The sequence below is a fragment of the Streptomyces sp. PA03-5A genome (assembly GCF_033792725.1).
Taxonomy (GTDB): Bacteria; Actinomycetota; Actinomycetes; order Streptomycetales; family Streptomycetaceae; genus Actinacidiphila.
Genome location: NZ_JARAVL010000017.1, coordinates 1 through 17137, shown reverse-complemented (window position 1 = coordinate 17137; position 17137 = coordinate 1). Strand labels below are relative to the sequence as shown.

Here is a 17137-nt window from a genome sequence, read left to right as displayed (position 1 = left end):
GCACATTGCCGACGGCGCGGTGCGTGCGGCAGGCACGACAGGAGAGTGACGGATGGACCACGGCGGACACGGGATGACGGCGGAGCTCCCGCCGTTCACCCTCGGCCGGGGGCTCGAGTTCAGCGGGGATCCGGTCTTCCTGGCCGGCTGTCTGCTCGCGCTCGCGCTCTACGGCTGGGGCGTCGTACGACTGCTGCGGCGCGGCGACCGCTGGCCGGCCGGACGGATCGTCGCCTTCGTCGCCGGCGTGCTGTCCATCGCCCTGGTGATGTGCACCGCGCTGAACGACTACGGCATGGTCATGTTCAGCGTCCACATGGTGCAGCACATGGTCGTCAGCATGGTCTCCCCCATCCTCCTGCTGCTGGGCGCCCCGGTGACCCTGACGCTGCGGGCGCTGCCGACGGCGGGACGGGGCCGCAAGGGCCCGCGGGAGCTGCTGGTGGCGCTGCTGCACAGCCGCTACCTGCGGGTGATCACGCATCCGGCGTTCACCATCCCGCTGTTCATCGCCAGCCTGTACGGGCTCTACTTCACGCCGCTGTTCGACACCCTGATGGGCAGCCGGACCGGGCACATCGCGATGATGGTCCACTTCCTCGCCGTGGGCCTGGTGTTCTTCTGGCCGATCATGGGCGTGGACCCGGGGCCGAACCGGCCGAGCCATGTGATGCGCATCCTCGAACTGTTCGCCGGGATGCCGTTCCACGCCTTCTTCGGCATCGCCTTGATGATGGCGAGCGAGCCGATGATCGGCGCCTTCAAGCACCCGTCCGCCTCGCTGGGGATCGACGCGCTGGACGACCAGACCGCGGCCGGCGGCATCGCGTGGGCGTTCAGCGAGATCCCGTCGGTGATCGTCCTCGTGGCGCTGCTGATCCAGTGGTACACCTCCGACCAGCGCCAGGCGCGTCGCAAGGACCGCGCCGCGGACCGCGACGGCGACGCGGAACTGGCAGCCTACAACGCGTACTTGGCATCCTTGGAGGCACGGGGTCGCGGCTGACGGGGCCGCCCGCCGCGAAGGGAGGCCCGCGATGGGCGACCAGGTACGGATATCGGGCGACGCGCTGCAGTTGCCGGGCGGTGTCACGGTGCGCTTCATGCGCACCCTGCGGCTGCCGGAGACGGGGACGCATCCGCTCCCACCCGGGATCGGCACCTTCCCGCTGCGCCGGGTCTCGGACCACCCCGACACCGCCCCCCGGGAATGGCTCGCACGGGGCGGGGTCATGCTGCCCGTCTACCAGCGCGAGGCCATGTGGCTCAGCTTCTCGGCCTCCGCGCCGGCCGCGCTCCAGGTGGGCGTCGGCAAGGTGTGCGCGGTGTCGGGGCGGCCGTGGAGCGACCGGCTGTCGCAGGACCCGCAGAACTACGTGGTGCTGCCGCGCCAGCCGTGGCTGGACGGCATCAACTCGGGCTCCGGGACGATCAGGCAGTTCGTGGCCGTGCCCCTGGGTCTGGGCGCGACCGTCGAGGGCCAGGTCACCGGCGAGGAGGTCTGGGGCGGGGTGCAGTTGCAGGTGACCGAACTCGGCGAGGAGCAGTTGGCGGCGTGGGTGGCGGAGCAGCGGCGCCGGGAGAGCACGCGTCGCGCGGCCTTCGGCGGCTACGGCGGCGCCCCGGGGGCGATGCCGATGGCCGCCCCGGCGGCCGCCCCTCCGCCGGCCCCGGGGAGCGTCCCGCGTCCGGGGGGCGCCGCGCGCCGGGCGGGGGGCGCGGGACGGTCCCCGGTCTCCATGGGGCTGGGCGCCGGCGGCCGCATGCGGCAGGAGGTCTACCGTGACGACCGCAAGCCCTCCGACTGGCGCGGCAAGCCCTCGGGCCGGGTCTACGTCCACCTGACGACGGTGCCGGAATGGCGCCGCATCACCGGCGAACCGGCTCCCCCCTCCCCGGTCGACCGCGCCGCGTACACCGCCGCCGGACTGCCCTGGTTCGACTACTACGACGCCGACGCCGACGACCTGGCGGCGCCCGGCACGCTCACCCAGGTGAAGCCGGTCGGCGACTGGCTCGGCGAGGACGAGTCGCCGTGGGTGGCGCCGCACCCGGGTCAGGTGCAGCAGCTGGGGGACGAGGGTCAGGTCACCGACGGCGACTGGTAGCGCACGGCGGGCGGCGGCGGGACCATGGAGTCCGGGCCGCCGCCGCGCGGCCCCCGGGGAGGAGGCCAGGGATGCCCACACCTGCCAAGGCGATGATCACGTGCACGGTGGCGTGTCTGGTCGCCGTGACCGCGTACACGGTGGCGCTCGGCCCCAACGGATGGGTGTGGTTCGCCTGGGTCGTCCTCACCCTGGCCACGATCGGGGTGTTCGCGATCCGCACGCCCCGCTGAGGCTTCCCGGCCGCCGGCCCGTCCTCAGCGCCGTGCCGCGGCGGTCCGCGCGTCGCGGGCGGCGATCGTCCCGATGCGGCGCAGGTCGCCGGTGAGGTCACCGCTGCGGTCGAGGTGCGCCGGGACCAGCCGGCCCACGAGCCACCGGAACCAGGCGGGCGTGTTCCGCATCCGGTAGGTCTGCACCACCCGTGTCCCCGTGCCCGCCGGCTCCACCGCGATGGTCCAGTCGGTGCTGTCGGGGAAGAGCGGGGTGGCGACGGTGCGCCACGTGATCCGGTGCGGGGCCTCGAACGCCACGATCTCGCAGACCCGGCTCCACCTCAGCCGGCCCGATCGGTTGCGGCCGCGGAAGCGGGCGCCGGGTGCCGCCGTGCTCGCCCCGCGCAGCCAGGTGACCCGGTGGCACTCGTGGCTCCACTCGCTGGTCCGGGTCACGTCCGCGACGACGCGCCACACGGCCTCGGCCGGCGCGTCGACGACCACCTCGGTGCGGCACGTCCGGGCGACGCCCCGCTCCCTGTCGTTACCCCTCACTGTTCCTCCCCCTCCAGGTCGTGTGCTCGGGTCTCACGCGTCGAGCAGCCGGTCGATGACACCGGCCACCCACTGTTCGTACTGCTGCGGTGTCCAGCCGGAGATCCCGGTCAGCAGGTGGTAGACCTCGACGCCGAGGACGGCCCACACCCCGTCGAGCTCCTCCCGGGTCACCGCACGCCCCGTGACGCCGGTCAGGCCCTGCTCGACGCTGACGCGCCGGCGCCGCTGGTTGTCCCGCAGCTTCCCCGCCAGGTCGCCGTTGGAGGCGGCCGCCTCGCGCAGCGCGAGGTGCACACCGGCGGTGCGCCGGTGGATGGCGGTGACCAGCCGCGCAGCGGCGGCGATGCGCTCCTGCCGGGTCCCCGACGCGAGTCCGGCGAACTCCGGGCGTTCGGCGAGCGCTTCGGGCTCCGCGTCGCCGACGACGGCGACGTCGAGCGCGGCCATCAGCAGCTCGCCCTTGGACCGGAAGCCCGCGTACACCGTCTCGACCGACACCCCGGCCTCGCGGGCGACGTCACGCATCCCGGTCGCCGCCCACCCCCGCTCGCCGAACAGCCGGACGGCCGCGGCCAGCACGACGGCCCGGGTCTCCCCCGCCTGCTGCTCGCGTCGCGGTGACCGGTACGCGCGCCGCGCCCGGGGCTCCTCCTGCTCCGCCATCAGCGGACCGCCCCGCCCCGCTCGGGGTCCTGCGGCCGCCACCATTGCGCCAGGCGCCGCCGGTAGGCGCGGGCGAAGCCGTGCAGCAGGATGAAGCGCGGAACGGGGGGCACCAGAGCGACCACGATCCGGTGCCCCTCGGGGTCGATGCCGTCGAGCAGCCAGTGCCCCTCCATGCCGAGCTGCCTGAACGACTTGGACTTCACGTTGTACCGCTGGTCCCAGTCACGCCACTCGTCCTGCGTGAGGGTGGCCGACACGACGGGCATGGCCTGCTCGACCTCGCGTTCCAGGTGCGGTACGAGCACGGCCGTCAACGCGTCGAGCGCCGCCAGCAGTCTGACGCGCGCCTGGTCGGAGGCCGTCTCCGCGTACCGCCGGGCGGCGTCCGTCACGGTCACGGCCGCCGGGGTGATCCGGCGGTGGTCGGCGTCCAGCGAGTCCAGCAGCGGCCCGGTGGCCGGGTCGCGCTCGCGCACCAGCGGCCACAGTCCTTCGTCCTCGCCGATGTGGTGCGCGTGGAGGAACTCCATCAGCCACACGACGTGCCGGCCGACCGCGCTCCCCTGCCCCGGCTGCGGATGCGGCTCGGTGGACAACACCGTCCGCGTGCGCTCCAGGTCACGGCGGAGCGCGCCGTGCACGATCCCCATCATCCGTGTGTCCGCGGGTGCGGAACCCGTCCCCATGCCGACCTCCCCGTCGCCGTCCTGCTCGGAGACTAGGGCCCCGGATGTTTTCATTACAACGTCGTTCCGGTGAATTCTGGTCCCGTGGGCACCACCACCCCCCACGCCCTGGCGTGGGTGCAGGCCGTCAGGCCCTCGTCCTTCGTCCGTCCCCTGTCACGGAGGCGACCACCTTGGCGATGACGGCCGTCACGACGAGGCTCCCGGTCAGGACCATCCCGACGCCGACCACGAAGAGGCCGCTTGAGTCGTCCGACCAGTCGACGAAGGCGGCGGCGGTCAGGCCGAGCGTGGTGCCGAGCACGGCGGCCATGACGAAGCCGCGGGACGCGGCCCAGCACACGACCGCCACGAGCGTCACAACCAGCCCTGTGACCTGCCAGGCTTCGTAGGGACCGGTCACGGTGCCGTCGGGCTGCACATCACGGTGGCTGTCCCAGCCCAGCCAGGCAGCCCAGTCGGCCGACGCGACGACGGCCGGCAGGAGGATCGGCAACAACCGGGAAGCGGGATTCGCTGTTGATGGGCGCATGAACCGAGCGTCCCGCCCCGCCCGGGCACCGGCCAGAGCGCACGTACTCAGCTCCGGCCGAGTACGTGCCCCCCTACGCGGCAGCCGCAGAGGCCCGGCGTCAGGCCGGGGCGTGGCGGGCGAGGCCGGAGACGAGCAGGTCGAGGCCGAACTCGAAGCGTTCGTCGCCCTCGTCGCGCATGAGGGCGTCGACCATGCCCGTGATGTGCGGGAAGCGCGCGGGGGGCAGCGAGCCGAAGTACTCGCGGATGCGGGCGATGTGCTCGTCGAGGGGGACGCCCGTCCCGCCGAAGCCCTGGCTGTTGCGCAGGCTCTCCTCGACCGCGGTGGCGGTGACGAAGAGCGCGAGGGCGTCCACGCCGTAGGCGCAGACCCGGTCGGACAGGCCGCCGGCCTTGAAGATCGCGAGCATGGCCTCGGCGTTGAGGAGGGCGTTGGGGCCGAAGGGGATGCCCTGGCCGATGGCGGCTCGCGAAAGGTCGCGGTGGGCGACGAGGACGCGGCGGCCCTGCCGGGCCATCTCCTTGATCTGCTCCTGCCACCGCTGCGGGTCGGGCTCGGGGCGGGTCACGTCGGCCTGGATGCGGTCGAGGAGCAGCTCCAGCAACTCCTCCTTGTTGGCGACGTGCGCGTAGAGCGAGGCGGCGCCGGTGTCCAGTTCCTGGGCGACCCGGCGCATGCTCAGCGCGTCGAGGCCTTCGGCGTCGACGACGTGCAGGGCCGCGCTGACGATCGCCTCGCGGCTGAGGCTGCGGCGGGGGGCCTTCTTGCGCTCGGCGCGCCAGGGCGGGACGGGGACCGATGTCACGTGCTGCGCACCTCCGGGAGCGGAACACGAACAGCGTACTTGACACGAACACTGTTCGTCTTCTAGAACACTGTTCGTTCAAAACGAACGCCGTTCGCCCTATCCCGCGGAGGCCCCCATGACCACCCAAGCCCCCTCCCCGCCGGCGCCCCCGGCCGTCGGCCACCCCCTGCGCAAGCTCGGGCTGGCCGTGATCCTCGCCGTCGAGATCATGGATCTGCTCGACGCCACGATCGTCGGCGTCGCCTCGCCCTCGATCCGCGCCGACTTCGGCGGCAGCTCCACGCAGATCCAGTGGATCACCGCCGCCTACACGCTGGCCTTCTCCGTGCTGATGATCACGGGGGCGCGGCTCGGCGACATCGTGGGCCGCCGCCGGATGTTCCTCGTCGGGCTCGCCGGGTTCACGGTGTGCTCCGCGCTGTGCGCGGCCGCGGGCTCCGCGGGGATGCTGATCGGCGGGCGGGCCGCGCAGGGGCTGTTCGCCGCCATGATGGTGCCGCAGGGGCTCGGCATCCTGCGCCAGATGTTCCCGCCGAAGGAGCAGGGGGCGGCCTTCGGCGCTTTCGGGCCGGTCATGGGGCTCGCCGCGGTCGCCGGGCCGGTGCTCGGCGGTTTCCTCACCGACGCCGACCTGTTCGGCTCCGGCTGGCGCTCGGTGTTCCTGATCAACGTCCCGCTCGGCGCCGTCGCCTTCGCCGTCGCGCTGCGCATCCTGCCCGAGGGCCGCTCGCCGCACGCGCCGCGGCTGGACCTGCCGGGGTCGGCGCTGGTCAGCCTCGGGGTGCTCATGCTGGTGTACCCCCTGGTCCAGGGCCGCGACCTGGGCTGGCCGCTGTGGACGTACCTGTCGATGGCGGGCGCGGTCCCGGTGCTCGGCCTCTTCGCCTGGTACCAGCGGCGCCTGGTGGCGCGGGGCGGTTCCCCGCTCGTCGAGCCGGGGCTCTTCCGCCACCGCGGCTTCTCCGCCGCGCTCGTGGTGGGCGTGGCCTTCTTCGCGGCGATCAGCGGGCTGATGCTCGTGCTCACCCTGCACCTGCAGGTCGGGCTCGGCTACAGCGCCCTGCACGCCGGGGCGTCGATGATCCCCTGGTCCGCCGGCACGGTCGTCGGCGCGGTCCTCTCCGGTGCCGTCCTCGGCCCGAAGTACGGCCGGCGCACCATCCAGGCCGGCTTCGCGCTGTCGGCGGTGGCCGTCGCCGCGCTGGCGCTCACCGTGCACCTGGCGGGCCAGGGGGCCACCACCTGGCAGCTGCTGCCCGCCCTCCTGCTGAACGGCTTCGCGATGGGCCTGGTCATGGCGCCGTTCTTCGACATCGCCCTCGCCGACGTCGAGGAGCGCGAGACCGGCTCGGCCTCGGGTGTCCTCAACGCCGTGCAGCAGCTGGGCGGTTCGGTCGGTGTCGCGGTGCTCGGCACGGCGTTCTTCTCGTACGCGGCCGACGGGGGCACGGTGCCCGCGACCCAGTGGACGGCGCTCATGGCCGCGGCCGCGTTCGTCGCGGCCCTGGCGGCCGCCTTCCTGATGCCCCGCCGCGCCCGCGAGGGCGCGACGGGACACTGAAAGAGCACCTGCCTCAGGCGGTGTGCAGGGTCAGGCCGTAACGGGCCAGGATCGGGTTGACGGGCTGGAACCAGGTCTCGCCTCCGGAGGAGCAGTTGCCCCAGCCTCCGGAGGTGACGCCCTGGGCCTGGTCGCCGCTGATGAACGAGCCGCCGGAGTCGCCCGGTTCCGCGCACACGTTCGTCTTCGTCAGGCCGTACACGCTGCCCTGGCTGTAGTTCACGGTCTCGTTCTTCGCCAGGATGGTGCCGCAGTGCCAGTGCGTGGTCGACCCGGACCGGCAGACCGACGCCCCCACCGGCGCCTCGGCGGAGCCGCGCACCAGGGCGTCGGGGACGGTGCCCCAGCCCAGCACCACAGGAACCGTCCACCAGCCGCTGCCGACGTTGACCCAGCCGTAGTCGTTGCCGGGGAACGTGCCGCCCTGGAAGGCGCCGACGTAGGAGCCGTCCCAGCCGTACACGGCGGCGCCGGGCTGGGCGCAGTGCCCGGCGGTGACGAAGCCGCCGTACACCGAGAAACCGATGGAGCAGCGGATGTTGTGGCTGTAGTACGGGTCCCCGCCGACCGTCCCCGCGGAGAGCGTCGCCGGTGCCTGCGCGGCCCGGCGTACCGAGGTGACGACGGCGCCGGGTGCGGCCCGGCGGGCGGAGGCGACGAAGGCGCGCACCGCCGCGGTGTCCCGCGCGCCCGCGCGGACGTCGACGACGACGCGGTTGGCCCGCGGGTCAACGCGCCAGCCGGTCACGGCCGCCGGAGCGGCCCCCGCCCTGGCCCGGCGGTCCAGGACCGCCTTCGCCGCGTCGAGTTCGCCCGCGGAGTGCTCGACGACCCGTACGGCCGCCCCGGTCCCGCGGACGGCCGCGGCCTTGCGTTCGCCGGTCACGGCGACGACGAGGGCGCCCGTGCGCGCGTCGAACCAGGACCCGCCGTAGTCCGCGCCCGCGGCACGCCGGGCGGCGGGCTCCAGACGGGTGGCGGCGGCCTCGTCGCGCAGGCGTTCGTGCGCCTGCGCCTCGCTCAGGCCCAGGTCTCCGGCGAGGGCCCGGACGAGCCCGGCGGACGGCGTGCCGGCGGCGGAAGCGGGTGCGCTCCCCGTGGCGGGAGAGGCGGCGGCGGGAGTGAGCGCGGTGGAGGTCGCGCCCAGTCCCGCCAGGACGAGCAGCACGGACAGGGCGGCACGCGCGCTGATCCTGCGTCTCATGGCAGTTCCCCTAACTGGTGTGGGAGGAAGTGGTGCAGGGGAGGTCGTGAGAGCGCTCTCAAAACTGACGTCGTCGCGAGCCTAGAGGTGACGATTAGTCATGTCCATACCAATCGCTCGGCGCACGCGTGCGGGCCCGGTGACGCACGGCACCCGCCGCGCCTAGACTGACCATCCTCGAACCGCGTTGTGACCTGGCAGAACGCCGCCCCGGAGCCGATCGGCGCCAGTTGGGAGTCAGTCCGTGTTCTACTACGTGCTCAAGTACGTGGTCCTCGGCCCGCTGCTGCGGGTGCTGTTCCGCCCGAGGATCGAGGGCATGGAGAACATCCCGGAGGAGGGCGCGGCGATCGTCGCGGGCAACCACCTGTCGTTCTCCGACCACTTCCTGATGCCCGCGATCCTGCCGCGCCGGATCACCTTCCTGGCGAAGGCCGAGTACTTCACCGGAACCGGCATCAAGGGACGGCTGACCGCGGCGTTCTTCCACAGCATCGGGCAGATCCCGGTCGACCGCTCCGGCGGGAAGGCGGGCGAGTCGGCGGTCCGCGAGGGGCTGAAGGTGCTCGCCAAGGGCGAGCTCCTCGGCATCTACCCCGAGGGCACCCGCTCCCACGACGGACGCCTCTACAAGGGCAAGGTCGGCGTGGCCACCATGGCCATCCGCGCCGGGGTCCCGGTGGTCCCGTGCGCGATGATCGGCACGTACGAGATCCAGCCCGCCGGCCGGCGGCTGCCGCGCATCAAGCCGGTGACGATCCGCTTCGGCGCGCCGCTGGAGTTCTCCCGCTTCGAGGGGATGGACAACGAGCGCTTCGTGGTGCGCTCGGCCACGGACGAGATCATGTACGCCATCCTCGGCCTGTCCGGCCAGGAGTACGTCGACCGGTACGCCTCCGAGGTCAAGGCGGAGCAGCAGGGCCAGTCCGGCATCGGCTCCCGGCTGCGCCGCAGCGCCTGACCGGTCGCACCCTGGGCGGTTGCGCCCTGGGCGGTTGCGCCCTGGGCGGATCCGCGCACGGCGAACGGGCCTGGCCCCGCCGTCACCGGCCGCCTAGCGTCGCCGTCATGACGAGGACTGCGTTCGTGATCGGGGCGACGGGACAGATCGGCCGGGCGTCGGTACGCGCCCTCGCCGAGGACGGCTGGGAGGTGCGGGCCGCCTCCCGCGGGGGCGGCGGTGACGTGGACTGGCCCGACGGGGTACGGCCGGTGGCCGTGGACCGCGAGGACACGGCGGCCCTGGCGTCGGCGCTCGGCGAGGGCTGCGACGTGCTGCTGGACTGCGTCGCCTACGGTCCGGAGCACGCGCGGCAGCTGACGGACCTGGCGGACCGGATCGGCTCCGCGGTCGTCGTGTCCAGTTGCTCCGTCTACGAGGACGGCCGCGGCCGCAGCCTGGACACCGACGGGGAGCCCGGCGGCGCGCCCGTCTTCCCGGTGCCCGTCACGGAGGCACAGCCGGTGCTGGCCCCGGGCGAGGGCGGCTACTCGCCGCGCAAGGTGGCGCTGGAGCGCGACCTCCTCGCGGCTGAGGGACGGTTGCCCGTCACGCTGCTGCGCGCCGGGGCCGTCCACGGCCCGCACAGCCTGCGGCCCAGGGAGCTGTACTTCGTCAAGCGGGCCGTGGACCGGCGGCCGTTCCGGGTGCTCGCGTACGGCGGGGAGAGTCGCTTCCACCCGGTGCACGCCGCGAACCTCGCCGAACTGGTGCGGCTGGCCGCCCGCCGCCCGGGCTCCCGGGTGCTCAACGCCGGTGACCCGTACGCCCCGACGGTGGCGGAGATCGCGGACGCCGTCGGCGCGGTGCTGGGCCACGAGACGGAGACGTACACCGTGGACGGCCCTCCCCCGGCGAAGAACGTCGGCGACACCCCGTGGACCACGGCCCACCCCTTCGTGCTCGACATGTCGGCCGCGGAGCGCGAGCTGGGCTACCGCGCCGTGACCGGCTACGTGCAGTCGCTGCCGGAGAACGTGGCCTGGCTGGTCGAGCGGCTCGGCGGGCGGGACTGGCGGGAGGCCTTCCCCGTCCTGGCGTCGACGTACGACCGGTTCGGCGACCTGTTCGACTACGCGGCCGAGGACCGCTGGCTGGCCTCCGGAAAACCGCTCGCCGCGCCCTGAGAGCCCCACTAGCCTCGGGGCGTGGGAAAGGACCGGACATGAGTGCGCGGCTGCGGGCCCTCGCCAAGGAGACGGAAGGCCTCGTCGCGACCGGCCGGTACCGCACGGCACGCGGCGTGGAGGTGGCGATCGGGGAGGCCGTCGCGCGGGCCGTGCGGGGGACGCGGATGTACGGCCCCGGGCCCGTCGATCCCGGCCCCCGCACGGAACGCACCGGGCCCACGGCCTTCGAGGTGACCGGCGAGGACAGCCTGCAGGCCGCGCGCCGCCTGGTGCGGCAGGCACCGGGGGTCCCGGTCGCCGTGCTGAACTTCGCCTCGGCGCGCAACCCCGGCGGCGGCTACCTCAACGGGGCGCAGGCCCAGGAGGAGGCGGTGTGCCGCGCGTCGGCGCTGTACACGACGCTGCTCACGGCGAGGCAGTTCTACGACTGGCACCGGGCCGACCGCAGCCCCTTCTACAGCGACCGGGTGATCCACTCCCCCGCCGTCCCGGTCTTCCGCGACGAGCACGGCGTCCTGCTGGACGAGCCCTTCGAGGCCGGCTTCCTCACCTCCGCCGCGCCGAACGCGGGGGTGATCGCCCGCCAGGACCCCGGCGCCACGGACCGGGTGCCGGCCGCCCTGACGGCGCGGGCGGGCAGGGTGCTCGAGGTCGCCGCGGCGCACGGCTACCCCTGCCTGGTGCTGGGCGCCTGGGGCTGCGGGGTGTTCCGCAACGACCCGGCCGCGGTCGCGGCCGCCTTCCGCGAGCACCTCTGGCCGGGCGGCCGGTTCGCGGACCGCTTCGGCCGGGTCGTCTTCGCCGTACTGGACCGGCGCGCGGACTCGCCCACCCGAGCGGCCTTCGCCGCCGCCTTCCCCGGGTAGAGGAGTCCCATGAGCGACAAACGCAACATCGACACCGTGATGGACGCCGTGGACCAGAAGTGGATGCCGCACGTCCTCGCCGAGGTCAACGACTACGACGTGAAGGTGGCCAACGTCGAGGGCGACTTCACCGAGCACGCGCACGCGGACACCGACGAGTTCTTCCTCGTCCTCGCCGGCCGTCTGCACCTGGAGCTGCCGGACCGTACGGTGACCCTCGGCCCGCACGAGGTGTTCACCGTGCCCCGCGGTGTCCCGCACCGCCCGCGCGCCGAGGAGGGCACCCGCATCCTGATGTTCGAGCCGCGCGGCACGGTCAACACCGGCGACGGCAACGAGGGCACGGGCACGACCGGGGTACGGCTCGGATAGCCGGACGGGCCCGGAACGCCGGACGGCCCCGCCGCGCCCCTGTGGGCGCCGCGGGGCCGTCCGCCTGTGTACCGCGGAGGGTCAGCTCGTGGGCGGCACCGGCGTGGCGTGCGGGGCGCACGTCACGTCGGACCGGTCGAGCCTGCCCGTCACGAAGTAGCCGGTGACCCGGTCGTTGATGCAGGGGTTGACCAGGCCGGTGACGCCGTGCGAACCGGCGCCCTTCTCGGTGATCATGAGCGAGCCCTTGAGCCGCTTGTGCAGCTCCACGGCGCCGGTGTACGGGGTCGCCGCGTCACGGGTGCTCTGGACGATCATGACGCGCGGCAGGCCGTGGCCGGTCCGCACTTCCACGGGGTTCTGCTGCGGGACGCCCCAGGTGGCGCACGGCAGGTTCATCCACGCGTTGGACCAGGTCAGGAACGGGTACTTGGCGTGCAGACGGGTGTTGTCGCGGTCCCAGGTGCGCCAGTCACGGGGCCACTTGGCGTCGGTGCACTCCACCGCCGTGTAGACCGCGTTGCCGTTCTCCGAGGAGATGTTGCCCGCGGTGTCCGACAGGTCGGGCGCCGCGGCGTCGACCAGCGCCTGGGTGTCACCCGCGAGGTAGGCGCTCCAGATCCCGGCCACGGCCGCCCACGACGAGTCGTAGTACGGCGCGCTCTGGAAGAGGCCGAGCAGTTCGGCCGGGCCCACGACCCCGCCGATGGGGTGCGCCTTGGCGGCGGCCCGCAACTGCTCCCACTTCGCCTGGACCTTCGCCGGGGTGTTGCCGATGTGGTAGACGGAGTCGTAACTGGCGACCCAGGCCTTCCAGTCGTTCCAGCGGCCCTCGAAGGCGACGTCCTGGTCGAGGTTGTTCCGGTACCAGATCTGGTCGCGGGACGGGTTGACGACGCTGTCGACGACCATGCGGCGCACGTGCGACGGGAAGAGCGTGGCGTAGACGGCGCCGAGGTAGGTGCCGTAGGAGACACCGAGGTAGTTGAGCTTGCGCTCGCCGAGGGCGGCGCGGACGACGTCGAGGTCGCGGGCGGTGTTGGCCGTCGTCATCTGCGACAGCATCGCGGCACCGGTGCGCTCCTTGCAGCCTTCCGCGTACTCGGCGGCCAGCTTGCGCTGCGCCCGCTTGTCGGCCTCGCTGTCGGGAACCGGGTCGGCCTTGGGGGCCTTCACGAACTCCTGCGGGTCGGCGCAGGAGATGGGCGCCGAGTGGCCGACACCGCGCGGGTCGAAGCCGACGAAGTCGTAGGCCTTGGCGGTCGCCGCCCAGATCGGGTTCTTGGTCGTCACGCGGAGCGGGAACCGCATTCCGGAGCCACCAGGCCCGCCCGGGTTGTAGATGAGGGCGCCCTGGCGCTCGGCGGCGGTGCCGGTGTTGCCGATGCGGTCCACGGCGATCTTGATCGTCTTGCCGAAGGGCTTGGCGTAGTCGACCGGAACGGTCACCCAGCCGCACTGGACGGGGTTCGCGATGCCCCAGTCGGCCGGGCACGCGGCCCAGTCGATGCCCTTCTTCGCCGCGTGCGCGGCGGCGATCCGGACGCCGCGGGCCTCGGCGGCGCCGCTGTGTCCGTGGGCCTTCGGCGCGCTGCGGGCGACCGCGGTCTGCGGTGCCGCCGTGGCGACGGTGCCGGCTATCAGGGCCGCGGTCAGCCCGAGCACGGCCGTGCGTCTCACCATGAACTCCCCCTGCTGTTGGTGCCGCTCGTGGCGGCCTGAACGCAACTGCAGGGGGATCCTTTCGTCCCGGAGGCCCCGGGGAGAAGATCTTATGAGTGTTTCTTTACCAACGCATAAGGCGGGAGCTCCGGTTGGCGGCGTGCGCGGGTCACCGGACCGTCGCCGACCGGCTCCGGCTGGACGAGGGCCGCCAGGTGGAACGGGTGGCCCGGGAGTTCGGCGACCCGGGGTTCGCCGTCGGGGTCGTGGCCGGGGCCTCGCCCCTGGCGGCCGGCGCCCGGACGGCGAGGGCCCTGGCACGGCTGCGGGAACTGCGCCCGCGCGCCCGGGTGACGCTGCGGGAGCTGGACCGCGCGGAGGTCGTCACCGGGGTGGCGGCAGGAGGGCTCGACGTCGGGCTGGTCGACGGCGCGGCGGCGTCCGGCGATCCGCTGCGGCTGCCGAGGCCGGCCCGCTGCACGCGGTGCGCTGCTCCGAGGAGGACCTGACGGTGGTCCTGGCGGAGGATCATCCGCCGGCCCGCCGGCCCCGCCGGCGGGGAGTGCGGCTGGCCGGACCTCACGGACGCCCTGTGGGTCGACGCGCTGCCACCGGCGCTGCTGCATCCGGCCGCGGCCGGGAGGGCTTCCGGGCGGGCGTGCGGCACGAGGGGCCCGAGGTCTGGACGGTGACTCGTCAGGTCGGGGCTCGGTCCGGCGCTGCTGCCGTGCTCCGCGGCCGCGGGGGGCCCCGGCGTCGCCGTGGTGCCGCTCACCGCACCGCGGCTGGTCCACCGTACGGAGGTGCTGCACCGCGGCGGCGCGGGCCGGGCGGCTGTGCTGACCGGCCTGCTGACCAGGGCGCCCGGCCCGCAGCGGCCGACGGGGCTCACCCGTTCGGCCCAGTGCCTTTTGCCCCGCCCAGGTGACGGCCGCACAGTCGAGGGACGGCGGTATCTGGGCGCCCCATCCCCCCGGGGTGGACGAGGCGGTCCCCCGGGCGACCGTCCCGGGACCCGCGCTCGACGGCCCCTGCCACGCGACTCCCGCGCCGCCCCGTGCGATCGAACGGCCCGCCCGGGCCCCACGCCACCGTCCTGAGCGCGGCTGCGGCGTGCGCACGGTCCTCGCGCCCCCAAGGATCGAGGTCCCATGGACAGCACACCGAAGACACGCGTCGTTCTGCGGATTCGCCTGCACGAGGGCAAGGGGGATCAGTATGCGGCGGCATACGACCTCGTGCACCAAGGCATCGTCTCGGCAGACGGCTTCATCAGCTCGCAGCTGTGCCGGTCCCACGCGGACCCGGACAGCTGGATCGTGACCAGCGAGTGGCGGTCGCTCGACCAGTACCTCGCCTACCTGGCGAGCGAGGACTTCAAGGCGCGGCGGGTCGGGCTGCGCGAGTGCATCGTGGAGCACGAGTCGACGCAGTACGCGGTCGTCGCCGACGTGAAGCCGTGACGCCGTGAAGACCCCGGCCCCGGGGACGGTAGCCGCCCCCGGGGCCGGTCCGCGTGCGCGTCAGCGCCAGCGGTACAGCTCCTTGAGCCGGTTCACGACGATGTTGAAGCGGCCCCGGTCCAGCGCGCAGGCCTCGCGGCGCATGCCGTCGGGGTGGACGCGCAGCACGCGGTCGACGTTCACCCAGGACGGGCGGCCGGACTTGTCCCACGGGCCGGAGCCGATGGCGACCCACTCCCGGTCGTCGTTGTGCTCCTTGCTGGACAGCTGCACGGCGAGCAGCGTGTCGGTCCGCTCGCGCGCGACGACGAGGACCGGACGGTCCTTGCCGCGGCCGTCGTTCTCCTCGTAGGGCACCCACGTCCAGACGATCTCGCCCGGGTCGGGGTCGCCGTCGTGGGCGGGTGCGTACTCGGTGCGGACGGGGCCGACCTGCTCCGGCTGGGCCTCGGTGGTCGCACTGGGGCCGTAACGGCCCGGGTTCTCGGTGTCTATCGACGTCACGGGGCCACGCTAGCCGACAGGATGCGGCGCAGGCACAGCCCGTCCGGCGCGAGCGCGGTCAGCAGCGCGGCGGGACCGGCGAGCGGGGTCAGCACGGCCTCGCCCTGTTCTGCGTCCCGCACCGGCACCCGTGCCTCCACCGGCTTGGCCGTGAACGCGGGGTCCACGACCAGCAGTTGGCCCGCCGCCCGGTGCGTGTGCAGGACGGCGGGCCCTGACCAGCCCGCCGCGCCCGGCCCGAAGGAGAGCTGCTGGTCCAGCAGCGGACGGCCCCCGACCCGTACCGTGAGGCGGGTGGTGAGCCCGCCCGGCCGCTCCCCCGCCCGGCCGAGGATCTGCTCCTCGCGCAGCACGAGGCGGGCGCCCGGGGCGAGTTCGGCCGTCGTGGTCATGAGCAGGTCGCTGCCCTCCGCGGCGATCAGCGGCTCCGGCAGCCAGTGCAGCACGGCGTCCTCGCCGACGGTGAGCCGTACGTCGTACCGCGCCTGCTCCCCGCCCCGGCCGGGCAGCGACACGGTGGCCGCCGCCGCGTCCACGTGGAGCACGGCGCCGGGCCGGGCGGTGACGTGCACGGCCAGCCGGTCGCCGCCCAGCGGCGCGCTCATGGCGCCGACGACCGTCACCCGGGCCGCCCGTGCGTCGGCGGACCGCGTACGGCGCAGCGCGAGCGGCCCCTCCCCGGTGAGTTCGGGCAGTGCGGTGCCGCCGCGGCCGTCCGGGACGGCGGTGATCCGGGCGGTGGCGTGGACGCCGCTCACGCGGGGACCGCCGCCCAGGCCGTCAGCCGCGTACGGATCCACTCGGCGACGGGGGCGACGCCGTTCTCGGCGACGAGGGAGGTGAAGACCACCGGCAGGTCGCCGCGCTGCCGCTTCGCGTCGCGCGCCATGCGGCCGAGGTCCGAGCCGACGTACGGGGCGAGGTCGGTCTTGTTGACGACCAGCAGGTCCGCGGTGGTGACCCCGGGGCCGCCCTTACGCGGGATGTCGTCGCCGCCGGCCACGTCGATCACGAAGACCTGGGCGTCGACCAGGCCCTTGGAGAAGGTGGCGGTGAGGTTGTCGCCACCGGACTCCACGAGGACGAGGTCGAGCGGCCCGACGCTGTCCTCCAGGTCCTCGACGGCCTCGAGGTTGGCCGAGATGTCGTCGCGGATCGCGGTGTGCGGGCACGCACCGGTCTCCACCGCGGCGATCCGCTCGGGCGGCAGGACGGCTTTGCGCAGGAGGAAGTCGGCGTCCTCGCGGGTGTAGATGTCGTTGGTCACGACGGCGATGGACAACTCCTCGCGCAGCGCGCGGCACAGCGCGGCGACGGTGGCGGTCTTGCCCGAGCCGACCGGGCCGCCGAGGCCGATGCGCAGGGCGCGGCGGCTGCCGTCGGGGCGGGCGGTGGGGGTGGCCCAGGTGTGCCGTTGCGGGAAGACGGTGTGGTCGTGGTCGAGGTGCATGAGGGGGTCCCCCTAGGATGCGAAGAGGCGGACGGGCCACCCGGCGTGGGCCTCGGCGTACACGTCGAGCAGCGGCGCGGAGGCGGCGGGCAGGGCGTCGGTGCCCTCGGTGAGGCAGCGGTGGGCGGCGTCGGCGGCCCGGCCGGCGACCTCGTCCAGGTCCGGGGCGAGCCGGGCCAGCACGGCGGTCACCGCGAACGGGTCGAGGCTCAGCAGGCGTACGGCGGCGGTGGCCGGGCCGGTCACGGCCTCGTACGCCGCCGCGTGGGCGGCGTCCAGCGGGGTGAGGCCGGCGGCCCGGGCGGTCACGCCGAGCACGACGGGCTGGTGGGCCCCCCGCGGCCGGGCG

Annotated in this window: 21 protein-coding genes; 10 read left to right on the top strand and 11 right to left on the bottom strand. The window is 74.0% G+C overall.

Annotated elements, in window-relative coordinates; translation table 11 throughout:
- The first annotated feature begins 52 nt into the window (after window positions 1–52).
- The 3 genes from PV410_RS21735 (at window position 53) to PV410_RS21725 (ending at window position 2341) form a co-directional block, all read left to right on the top strand.
- The gene (locus PV410_RS21735; RefSeq protein ID WP_500326885.1) at window positions 53–1006 is read left to right on the top strand and encodes a cytochrome c oxidase assembly protein; all 954 of its coding nucleotides are present in this window, start codon (window positions 53–55) and stop codon (window positions 1004–1006) included.
- 31 nt (window positions 1007–1037) lie between these two features.
- Complete coding sequence (locus PV410_RS21730) at window positions 1038–2108, top strand: hypothetical protein (RefSeq protein WP_500326883.1); 1071 nt, start codon at window positions 1038–1040, stop codon at window positions 2106–2108.
- A 71-nt stretch (window positions 2109–2179) separates the two neighbouring features.
- Window positions 2180–2341 (top strand): hypothetical protein, encoded by a 162-nt coding sequence (locus PV410_RS21725; protein ID WP_499510335.1) that lies wholly within the window; start codon window positions 2180–2182, stop codon window positions 2339–2341.
- A gap of 24 nt (window positions 2342–2365) precedes the next feature.
- On the opposite strand, the gene PV410_RS21720 is transcribed toward PV410_RS21725, so the two are convergent.
- The 5 genes from PV410_RS21720 to PV410_RS21700 form a co-directional block, all read right to left on the bottom strand.
- Window positions 2366–2878: an SRPBCC family protein gene (locus tag PV410_RS21720; protein ID WP_500326882.1), complete on the bottom strand. Its 513-nt coding sequence runs from the start codon at window positions 2876–2878 to the stop codon at window positions 2366–2368.
- 33 nt (window positions 2879–2911) lie between these two features.
- Window positions 2912–3544 (bottom strand): TetR/AcrR family transcriptional regulator, encoded by a 633-nt coding sequence (locus PV410_RS21715; RefSeq protein ID WP_500326881.1) that lies wholly within the window; start codon window positions 3542–3544, stop codon window positions 2912–2914.
- Entirely contained in the window at window positions 3544–4233 is a 690-nt protein-coding gene (locus PV410_RS21710; RefSeq protein ID WP_500326880.1) for a hemerythrin domain-containing protein, read from the bottom strand. The genes PV410_RS21715 and PV410_RS21710 overlap by 1 nt, the downstream gene beginning before the upstream one ends.
- A gap of 127 nt (window positions 4234–4360) precedes the next feature.
- Complete coding sequence (locus tag PV410_RS21705; RefSeq protein ID WP_500326879.1) at window positions 4361–4765, bottom strand: hypothetical protein; 405 nt, start codon at window positions 4763–4765, stop codon at window positions 4361–4363.
- 100 nt (window positions 4766–4865) lie between these two features.
- Window positions 4866–5573 carry a TetR/AcrR family transcriptional regulator gene (locus tag PV410_RS21700; protein WP_500326877.1) on the bottom strand — a complete coding sequence of 236 codons (708 nt, stop codon included), beginning with the start codon at window positions 5571–5573 and terminating at the stop codon, window positions 4866–4868.
- A 118-nt stretch (window positions 5574–5691) separates the two neighbouring features.
- Between PV410_RS21700 and PV410_RS21695 the strand changes: the two genes are divergently transcribed.
- Window positions 5692–7137, top strand: coding sequence for an MFS transporter (locus tag PV410_RS21695; protein WP_500326875.1), 1446 nt, complete (start codon window positions 5692–5694; stop codon window positions 7135–7137).
- 13 nt (window positions 7138–7150) lie between these two features.
- On the opposite strand, the gene PV410_RS21690 is transcribed toward PV410_RS21695, so the two are convergent.
- The gene (locus tag PV410_RS21690) at window positions 7151–8341 is read right to left on the bottom strand and encodes a S1 family peptidase (protein ID WP_500326873.1); all 1191 of its coding nucleotides are present in this window, start codon (window positions 8339–8341) and stop codon (window positions 7151–7153) included.
- Window positions 8342–8585: 244 nt separating this feature from the next.
- On the opposite strand from PV410_RS21690, the gene PV410_RS21685 reads away from it, so the two are divergent.
- The 4 genes from PV410_RS21685 (at window position 8586) to PV410_RS21670 (ending at window position 11709) form a co-directional block, all read left to right on the top strand.
- On the top strand, window positions 8586–9302 hold the full coding sequence (locus tag PV410_RS21685) for a lysophospholipid acyltransferase family protein (RefSeq protein WP_499510343.1): 717 nt from the start codon (window positions 8586–8588) through the stop codon (window positions 9300–9302).
- A gap of 107 nt (window positions 9303–9409) precedes the next feature.
- Window positions 9410–10468, top strand: a complete 1059-nt coding sequence (locus tag PV410_RS21680) for an NAD-dependent epimerase/dehydratase family protein (RefSeq protein ID WP_500326871.1) — start codon at window positions 9410–9412, stop codon at window positions 10466–10468.
- 38 nt (window positions 10469–10506) lie between these two features.
- Complete coding sequence (locus tag PV410_RS21675) at window positions 10507–11337, top strand: TIGR02452 family protein (protein WP_500326869.1); 831 nt, start codon at window positions 10507–10509, stop codon at window positions 11335–11337.
- Window positions 11338–11346: 9 nt separating this feature from the next.
- A complete protein-coding gene (locus tag PV410_RS21670; protein WP_500326867.1) occupies window positions 11347–11709 on the top strand; it encodes a cupin domain-containing protein in 363 nt (120 codons plus the stop codon).
- A gap of 81 nt (window positions 11710–11790) precedes the next feature.
- Here PV410_RS21670 and PV410_RS21665 read toward each other — a convergent pair whose 3' ends face one another.
- On the bottom strand, window positions 11791–13392 hold the full coding sequence (locus PV410_RS21665) for an alpha/beta hydrolase (RefSeq protein WP_500326866.1): 1602 nt from the start codon (window positions 13390–13392) through the stop codon (window positions 11791–11793).
- Window positions 13393–13523: 131 nt separating this feature from the next.
- On the opposite strand from PV410_RS21665, the gene PV410_RS21660 reads away from it, so the two are divergent.
- Both PV410_RS21660 and PV410_RS21655 read left to right on the top strand, forming a co-directional pair.
- Window positions 13524–13880 carry a LysR substrate-binding domain-containing protein gene (locus PV410_RS21660; RefSeq protein WP_500326865.1) on the top strand — a complete coding sequence of 119 codons (357 nt, stop codon included), beginning with the start codon at window positions 13524–13526 and terminating at the stop codon, window positions 13878–13880.
- Between the two features lie 642 nt (window positions 13881–14522).
- Complete coding sequence (locus tag PV410_RS21655) at window positions 14523–14834, top strand: antibiotic biosynthesis monooxygenase family protein (RefSeq protein ID WP_499510349.1); 312 nt, start codon at window positions 14523–14525, stop codon at window positions 14832–14834.
- 60 nt (window positions 14835–14894) lie between these two features.
- Here the strand turns inward: PV410_RS21655 and PV410_RS21650 are convergent, their stop codons facing one another.
- The 4 genes from PV410_RS21650 to PV410_RS21635 form a co-directional block, all read right to left on the bottom strand.
- Window positions 14895–15338: a type II toxin-antitoxin system PemK/MazF family toxin gene (locus tag PV410_RS21650; protein WP_499510350.1), complete on the bottom strand. Its 444-nt coding sequence runs from the start codon at window positions 15336–15338 to the stop codon at window positions 14895–14897.
- A complete protein-coding gene (locus tag PV410_RS21645; protein WP_500326862.1) occupies window positions 15335–16096 on the bottom strand; it encodes an urease accessory protein UreD in 762 nt (253 codons plus the stop codon). The genes PV410_RS21650 and PV410_RS21645 overlap by 4 nt, the downstream gene beginning before the upstream one ends.
- Complete coding sequence (ureG, locus tag PV410_RS21640; RefSeq protein WP_500326860.1) at window positions 16093–16788, bottom strand: urease accessory protein UreG; 696 nt, start codon at window positions 16786–16788, stop codon at window positions 16093–16095. The genes PV410_RS21645 and ureG overlap by 4 nt, the downstream gene beginning before the upstream one ends.
- 12 nt (window positions 16789–16800) lie before the next feature.
- The coding region (locus PV410_RS21635) for an urease accessory UreF family protein (RefSeq protein ID WP_500326859.1) at window positions 16801–17137 on the bottom strand (337 nt) is incomplete at its 5' end.

Bases quoted from the DNA above. Each gene is read 5' to 3' on its own strand.
- PV410_RS21680 (WP_500326871.1), top strand. From the start codon at position 9,410: ATGACGAGGACTGCGTTCGTGATCGGGGCGACGGGACAGATCGGCCGG.
- PV410_RS21655 (WP_499510349.1), top strand. From the start codon at position 14,523: ATGGACAGCACACCGAAGACACGCGTCGTTCTGCGGATTCGCCTGCAC.
- PV410_RS21675 (WP_500326869.1), top strand. From the start codon at position 10,507: ATGAGTGCGCGGCTGCGGGCCCTCGCCAAGGAGACGGAAGGCCTCGTC.
- PV410_RS21710 (WP_500326880.1), bottom strand. From the start codon at position 4,233: ATGGGGACGGGTTCCGCACCCGCGGACACACGGATGATGGGGATCGTG.
- PV410_RS21735 (WP_500326885.1), top strand. From the start codon at position 53: ATGGACCACGGCGGACACGGGATGACGGCGGAGCTCCCGCCGTTCACC.
- PV410_RS21690 (WP_500326873.1), bottom strand. From the start codon at position 8,341: ATGAGACGCAGGATCAGCGCGCGTGCCGCCCTGTCCGTGCTGCTCGTC.
- PV410_RS21670 (WP_500326867.1), top strand. From the start codon at position 11,347: ATGAGCGACAAACGCAACATCGACACCGTGATGGACGCCGTGGACCAG.
- PV410_RS21725 (WP_499510335.1), top strand. From the start codon at position 2,180: ATGCCCACACCTGCCAAGGCGATGATCACGTGCACGGTGGCGTGTCTG.
- PV410_RS21665 (WP_500326866.1), bottom strand. From the start codon at position 13,392: ATGGTGAGACGCACGGCCGTGCTCGGGCTGACCGCGGCCCTGATAGCC.
- ureG (WP_500326860.1), bottom strand. From the start codon at position 16,788: ATGCACCTCGACCACGACCACACCGTCTTCCCGCAACGGCACACCTGG.
- PV410_RS21730 (WP_500326883.1), top strand. From the start codon at position 1,038: ATGGGCGACCAGGTACGGATATCGGGCGACGCGCTGCAGTTGCCGGGC.
- PV410_RS21705 (WP_500326879.1), bottom strand. From the start codon at position 4,765: ATGCGCCCATCAACAGCGAATCCCGCTTCCCGGTTGTTGCCGATCCTC.
- PV410_RS21715 (WP_500326881.1), bottom strand. From the start codon at position 3,544: ATGGCGGAGCAGGAGGAGCCCCGGGCGCGGCGCGCGTACCGGTCACCG.
- PV410_RS21695 (WP_500326875.1), top strand. From the start codon at position 5,692: ATGACCACCCAAGCCCCCTCCCCGCCGGCGCCCCCGGCCGTCGGCCAC.